We start from the raw sequence: 6,260 nt of genomic DNA, 5'->3' as shown, positions 1-6,260 counted from the left end.
CCGAGCGCGCCGATGATCAGCACGACGAACGGAACCTTGCTCGCCAGCGTCCGCGGCCGCAGGTCGATCGACGCGAGCCGGGTGGCCAGCCGCTCGGTCAGCCGGGGCCGGATAGCCTTGGGCGCCTTGGCTTTCCGTGCCTTGGCCCGCGCCTTGGCCTGGCTCGCGTTCTTGGGCCGGCCCGACCGCTCGACCGGCCGGGCGATCGGGCTGGTTTGCGGCCCGGAGTGATGCGACCGACCCTCGCGGGCGTTGGCCGAGGCGCTCCCGGGCCGGGTGCGGCGAGCCGACGGCGAGTCGGCCGCGGCGCGCCGGCCCTTGCGGGCGGATCCGTCGCGTCCGCCCCGTCGCTTGGGCGTCTCGCGCTTTACCTTCATGAGTCGCCTTTCCCGCTAACCTGCCGTGATTGCCCGTCTGTGCCCAGCCGTTGCACCGCCCGTAATCGCACCGCGGCGCTGCGCGGATTGCGTTCGACCTCGGCGGCGTCCGCGCGTTCGGCGCCGCGCGTCAACGACCGGAATCTCGGCCCGTGGCCGGGAAGTTCGAGCGGAAGATCCACCGGCGTGCGCGACGCGACCGCGTCGGCGAACACGCGCTTGACGATCCGGTCCTCCAGCGATTGGTAGGCCATCACCGCGATGCGCCCGCCGGCCGTCAACGCGTCCAGCGCAGCGGGTAGAGCGTCGCGCAACGAGGTCAGTTCGTCGTTGACGGCAATCCGCAGCGCCTGGAACGTCCGCTTGGCCGGATGTCCGCCGGTGCGTCGGGCGGGTGCCGGAATCGCTTGGTACAGCAGCTCTACCAACTCCGCGGTCGAGGTGAACGGGGCGCGGGCGCGCCGGGCGACGATCTGCTTGGCGATGCGGCGGGCGAACCGCTCCTCGCCGTAGCGGTGCAAAATGTCAGCCAGCGAGGCCTCGTCGTAGGTGTTGACGATGTCGGCCGCGGTCAACGGCGACGACGGGTCCATCCGCATGTCCAGGGGCGCGTCCTTCGCGTAGGCGAAGCCCCGTTCGGCGCGGTCGAGCTGCATGGAGGACACGCCGAGGTCGAACAGGATACCGTCGACGGATTCGGTTGCCGCACAGCCGGATTCGGCCAGCGCGTCGGCGAGGCCGTCGTATCGGGCGTGCACCAGGGTGACCCGGTCGGCGAACCGGCCCAGTCGGTCTCGGGCGATGTCGAGGGCGCTGGGATCGCGGTCGAGCCCGATCAGCCGCAGCCCGGGCAGGTCGGTCAGGAATCGCTCCGCGTGACCGCCGGCGCCCAGCGTGGCGTCGACGAGGACCGCCCCGCTTCCGTCGGGGTGCCGGCGCGTCAGGGCGGGGGTGAGCAGCTCGACGCAGCGATCCAGCAGGACGGGCACATGCCCGAAGTCGTCCGAATTCTCAGCCACCGCAACGCCTCCCCGGAGGGCCGCCCTGGCGCCCCCGTCGGCCCGAAGGGCCGCCCTTGCACCCAGGTCTCTGTCCGAAGATACGAACCTGGCGTTGGGGAAGTACGCCAGGGTCGGTTCGGGCAGAGGCCACGATGCACGGGCACGCGCCTCAGATAATGTCGCCGAGTGCTTCATCGCTGGCCGCGGAGAAGTTCTCTTCATGGGTCTGCTGGTAGTCGTGCCACGCCTGCGCATCCCAGATCTCGAGGTAGTCGACCGCCCCGATCACCACGCAGTCCTTGGTCAGGTTCGCGTAGCGGCGGTGGTCGGCCGACAGGGTGATGCGGCCCTGCGCGTCGGGATGCTGCTCGTCGGTGCCGGCGGCGAGATTGCGCAGGAAGGCCCGGGCTTCGGGGTTGCTGCGGGAGGTCTTGCTGGCTCGGCGCGCCAGCGCCTCGAATTCCGTCCGGGGGTAGACCGCGAGGCTGTGGTCCTGGCTCTTGGTGACCATCAACCCCCCTGCCAACGTGTCGCGGAACTTGGCGGGCAACGTCAGCCGCCCCTTGTCGTCGAGCTTGGGCGTGTAGGTGCCGAGAAACACCAGCTCACCTCCCGTGGAGACCCGGCTCTCGCCTCACCTAAACGCTTCAGCCACCATACCCCACCATCCCCCACTTCGCCCCATTTCTAGGGTGTCGTGGCCGAGTTTTCCCGCTCTTTCGCCACCGCGCGCGGTCCGGTCGCCGGCCGATGGCTCCAGACGTCGCACTGCGGCCCCGTCGTCGGGCCGGAAAACCGCACTTCAGGGCCATAAAATCGCCGGGTGGGGCGCAGTGGGGCGTTCCGGTGGGGCCCAGTGGGGCGTGTCGCGCGCGCCGGGCTCGATTTGGGCTCGATTGGAAGTCGAAATGAACTACGCCCCGCGCATCCCTCGCTTGAGCGCAAAAAAAGAGGTAGCCATGATGGCTACCTCTTACGAAGCGTTATGCTCGCTACTCGTCGAAGCGCCGGCGGAAGCGATCCTCCATGCGGCTGGTGAACGAGCCGCCGCCCTTGTTGCGCCGCTGGCGCGCCGATCCGGGCGCCGAACCGGAACGGTCCGGCCTGCCCGCCAGCCGCGGGCCGGTGATCGCATAGACCACGCCGCCGAACATCACGATGAAGCCAAAGACGCTCAGAATTGGGAAACTTCCGATCATCGTGGCTTTGAACGCCACCCCGGAGACCAACATCGCCAGGCCGATGACGAACAGCGCCGCGCCTTGCAGGCGCCGCCGCGCGGTCGGCGCGCGCAACCCTCCGCCACGGACGCTCGACGCGAATTTAGGGTCCTCCGCGTAGAGGGCGCTCTCGATCTGATCGAGCATCCGCTGTTCATGATCGGAGAGTGGCATTCGTCCCTCCTTGCCGACAGTTTGGCACGTAACTATCGATAGCACGCGGATGCCCGTTAAGGGCAACTACCACAAATGATACGAGGTCAATCTGTGGCGTACCACTGGTTCGGCAGCGATTCTATCCCGGGCGGGTTCGCGCGCCGGTCGACCTCGCAACGACGGTGCGCCGCAACCCGCTTGCCGAACCGGCCCGTTTCGCCCCGCTGCTACCCGCAGCCGCCGGGCGCGCCGGGCCGCGGGGGTCGGATAATGGCGACAGCGCCACGGGACCGAACTCACACCTGAAGCCACCCGATGAGGAGGACACCGCGAGTTGGCGATATTCCTCATCGATCTGCCGCCGAGCGATATGGAGCGCCGCCTGTCCGACGCCCTCGGGGTCTACGTCGAAGCGATGCGATACCCGCGGGGCACCGAGAACCAGCGCGCCGCCATGTGGCTCGAACACATCCGCCGGCACGGCTGGCAAGGGGTGGCCGCCGTCGAGGCCGAGGCGCCCGAGGGGCCCGGCGCCCAGCCGCCGTCGGCCGCCGAACTGAGCGACGCCCCCCTGCTCGGCGTGGCCTACGGGTATCCCGGCGCGCCCGGGCAGTGGTGGCAGCAGCAGGTGGTCTTGGGCCTGCAACGCGGCGGCTCGCCGCCCCAGGAGATCGCCCGGCTGATGAACAGTTACTTCGAGCTGACCGAGCTGCACATCCACCCCCGCGCGCAGGGCCGCGGCCTGGGCGAGGCCCTGGCCCGCCGGCTGCTCGCGGGGCGCTCCGAGGCGAACGTCCTGCTGTCCACCCCGGAAATCAACGGGGAACCGAACCGTGCCTGGCGGCTGTACCGGCGGCTGGGGTTCAACGACGTCATCCGCCGCTACCACTTCGCCGGGGACCCACGGGCGTTCGCGATCCTGGGCCGCACCCTTCCGCTGTAGCGACACCGCCCGGGGCGCCACACCCGGCGCGCCGGATCTGGCACGATGACGTCGTGCACGCCAGCCCCGCCCCGGTTCGGCCCCGCGGCTTCACGCCCCGGCGGCGCCGCGCCTTGGCCATCGCGATGCTGCTGTTGATCGTGCCCCTGGCGAGTGGGTGCCTGCGGGTCCGGGCGTCGCTCACCGTGTCGCCCGACGACCTGGTGTCCGGGGAGATCATCGCGGCGGCCAAGCCGAAGACGCCGAAGGACACCGGCCCGCAGCTCGACACCAACAACCTGCCGTTCGGCCAGAAAGTGGCGGTGTCGAACTACGACAGCGACGGCTACGTGGGCTCGCAGGCGGTGTTCTCCGACCTGACCTTCGCCGAGTTGCCGCAGCTGGCGAACATGAACTCCGACGCCCAGGGGGTGAACCTGTCGCTGCGCCGGAACGGCAACCTGGTGATCCTCGAGGGCCGGGCCGACCTGACGTCGGTGACCGACAACGACGCCGACGTCGAGCTGACGGTCGCCTTCCCCGGTGTCGTGACATCCACCAACGGCGACCGCGTCGAGTCCGACGTGGTGTCGTGGAAGCTCAAACCGGGCGTGGTGACCACCATGAGCGCCAACGCCCGATACACCGACCCGAACACCCGTAACTTCACCGGCGCGGGCGTGTGGCTGGGCATCGCGTCCTTCGCGGCGGCCGGCGTGGTGGCGGTGCTGGCCTGGATGAGCCGCGACCGCTCGCCGCGGCTCACGGCGCCACGCGACCAGCCGCCCAGCTAGGGCGACCGGTAGTCGGGCTAGGGCGACCAGTAGTCGAGCATCTCCGCGAAGGTCTGGAACGCGGGCCCGGAAACCCCGTAGGTCGCCTCGAAGTGGATGCTCAGCGGAAAGCCGAGCTCGGCGACCCCGTCGATGACGCGCTTGTACAGGTCGACCATCAGCCGGCGCTTTTGGTCCGGCTCGCTGCCGGCCAACCGTTGGACGAACTCCTGCTCGCGCGCCACCGCGGCGTTGCCCGGGTCCTGAATCAGCCAGTTGATCAGGCCGACGCGGCTCTCCACCTTCGGCACGAACCCGAAGGACAGCAGAAGCTCGGGCCGGTGATCGGTGTTGTTGGCGAAATCGGTCAAAAAACCCACGATGGCGTCGGAGTACAGCAGCTGGGTCATGCCGTACGTCGCGCCCTGGTTGCACTTGAAGTTCAGCCGGCCCTGCTCGCCCTCGCGGGTGGGGATCACGATCACGCCGCGGTTGGTCACCAGGTCGCGGTAGATCGACAGCGCGTCCGTCGGCGCGACGCCGGAGCCCTCGCCGTCGTTCATGGTGCGCGGGACGCCGACGAAGACGACGCCCTCCATGCCGGCGGCGCACAGGTCGGTCAGCCGGCCGCGCAGCGACACCTCGTCCATGAACGCCGTCACCTGGGTGCACAGGCCCTGGAATCCCGGCAACTCGGGTTTGATGATCGACCAGAAGTCCAGGACGTCGAGCTTCTGCTTCATGGCGACGGGCCGATCGTCGTCCTCGGCGATCATCCCGGGGATCATCACGTGCCGGATCCGGCCGTCGAGGCCGAATTCGCCCGAGTACCGCACCACTTTTCGCGCGTCTTCGAGGGCCCGTTCCTTACCGTCTTCGACGTTGGGGGGCACCAACTCGAGCGCGATGGTGTTGAGGGTCACGCGGCTCCTATCGCTCAGATCCACCAGACGACTTGCTTCCCAGATCGCCAGCATAGGGGCGGAATAGTGAGGCAGTCGAAGCAACTCGGGTCCCGGAAGCGACATACACTGTCGGCCCTAGGGACAAGCCGAGCAGAAAGGGGCGCCGCGCTGAGCCTGAATGCTTCAGAGGCAGCGGCAACCGGCGAGTTGACCGGCGCGATCACCGAGCAACTCCGGCGGTACCTGCGCGGCCGGCGCGAGCGGACGGCCTACATCGGCGCCGACTACGACGTCCTGGTCGCCGCCCTGGAGGACTTCGTGCTCAACGGGGGCAAGCGGCTGCGGCCCGCGTTCGCCTACTGGGGCTGGCGGTCGGTGGCGAGCGGGGAGCCCGAACCCGAAGTGTTGCTGCTGTTTTCCGCGCTCGAACTGCTGCACGCCTGCGCGCTGGTGCACGACGACGTGATCGACGCCTCCTCCACCCGCCGCGGCAAGCCGACCGCGCACGTGCGCTTCGCCGCGCTGCACCGCGACCGGGGCTGGCGCGGCTCACCCGAGCAGTTCGGGACGTCGGCGGCCATCCTGCTCGGCGACCTCGCGCTGGCCTGGGCCGACGACATCGTCTTCGGGGCCACACTGCCGCCCGACGCGCGCGGCCGGGTCCAGCGTGTGTGGGCCGACATCCGCACCGAGGTGCTGGGCGGGCAATACCTCGACATCGTCGCCGAGAACAGCGGCGCCGAGTCGATCGCGTCGGCGATGAACGTCGACACGTTCAAGACCGCCTGCTACACAGTGGCGCGGCCGCTGCAGCTGGGCGTGGCCGCCGCCGCCGACCGGCCCGAAGTGCAGGAAGCCTTCAAAGAATTCGGGACCGACATCGGCGTCGCGTTCCAGCTGCGCGAC

7 protein-coding genes and 1 pseudogene are annotated in these 6,260 nt (G+C 69.4%); 3 read left to right on the top strand and 5 right to left on the bottom strand.

All coding sequences use genetic code 11. The features are described from left to right. From A5712_RS20560 to A5712_RS20545, 4 genes and pseudogenes are all read right to left on the bottom strand, one after another. A pseudogene (locus A5712_RS20560) lies at positions 1-377 on the bottom strand (hypothetical protein); the annotation flags it as partial. Next, positions 374-1,573: a 16S rRNA (cytosine(1402)-N(4))-methyltransferase RsmH gene (gene rsmH / locus A5712_RS20555; RefSeq protein WP_156766680.1), complete on the bottom strand. Its 1,200-nt coding sequence runs from the start codon at positions 1,571-1,573 to the stop codon at positions 374-376. The gene rsmH and the pseudogene A5712_RS20560, both read right to left, overlap by 4 nt. Continuing rightward, positions 1,548-1,979, bottom strand: a complete 432-nt coding sequence (gene mraZ / locus A5712_RS20550; RefSeq protein ID WP_067159148.1) for a division/cell wall cluster transcriptional repressor MraZ — start codon at positions 1,977-1,979, stop codon at positions 1,548-1,550. The genes rsmH and mraZ overlap by 26 nt, the downstream gene beginning before the upstream one ends. A gap of 391 nt (positions 1,980-2,370) precedes the next feature. Further along, positions 2,371-2,772, bottom strand: a complete 402-nt coding sequence (locus tag A5712_RS20545) for a DUF3040 domain-containing protein (protein ID WP_067004636.1) — start codon at positions 2,770-2,772, stop codon at positions 2,371-2,373. 316 nt (positions 2,773-3,088) lie between these two features. On the opposite strand from A5712_RS20545, the gene A5712_RS20540 reads away from it, so the two are divergent. Together A5712_RS20540 and A5712_RS20535 are read left to right on the top strand one after the other, a co-directional pair. Further along, on the top strand, positions 3,089-3,697 hold the full coding sequence (locus A5712_RS20540; RefSeq protein WP_068108880.1) for an N-acetyltransferase: 609 nt from the start codon (positions 3,089-3,091) through the stop codon (positions 3,695-3,697). A gap of 125 nt (positions 3,698-3,822) precedes the next feature. Continuing rightward, on the top strand, positions 3,823-4,470 hold the full coding sequence (locus A5712_RS20535; RefSeq protein ID WP_068108890.1) for a DUF3153 domain-containing protein: 648 nt from the start codon (positions 3,823-3,825) through the stop codon (positions 4,468-4,470). 17 nt (positions 4,471-4,487) lie between these two features. Here the strand turns inward: A5712_RS20535 and A5712_RS20530 are convergent, their stop codons facing one another. Next, a complete protein-coding gene (locus A5712_RS20530; RefSeq protein WP_068108887.1) occupies positions 4,488-5,372 on the bottom strand; it encodes a mycobacterial-type methylenetetrahydrofolate reductase in 885 nt (294 codons plus the stop codon). Between the two features lie 189 nt (positions 5,373-5,561). On the opposite strand from A5712_RS20530, the gene A5712_RS20525 reads away from it, so the two are divergent. Next, positions 5,562-6,260, top strand: a 699-nt coding sequence (locus A5712_RS20525; protein WP_068108878.1) for a polyprenyl synthetase family protein, incomplete at its 3' end; no start/stop codon positions are given.

This window comes from Mycobacterium sp. E2327 (assembly GCF_001672675.1).
Classification (GTDB): Bacteria; Actinomycetota; Actinomycetes; order Mycobacteriales; family Mycobacteriaceae; genus Mycobacterium.
The sequence above is the reverse complement of the archived record's forward strand: the minus strand, read 5'-3'. Positions and strand labels throughout refer to the sequence as shown.

Excerpts from the sequence above, each read along its gene's own strand:
- rsmH (WP_156766680.1), bottom strand. The coding sequence starts at position 1,573 with ATGAAGCACTCGGCGACATTATCTGAGGCGCGTGCCCGTGCATCGTGG.
- A5712_RS20545 (WP_067004636.1), bottom strand. The coding sequence starts at position 2,772 with ATGCCACTCTCCGATCATGAACAGCGGATGCTCGATCAGATCGAGAGC.
- A5712_RS20535 (WP_068108890.1), top strand. The coding sequence starts at position 3,823 with ATGCTGCTGTTGATCGTGCCCCTGGCGAGTGGGTGCCTGCGGGTCCGG.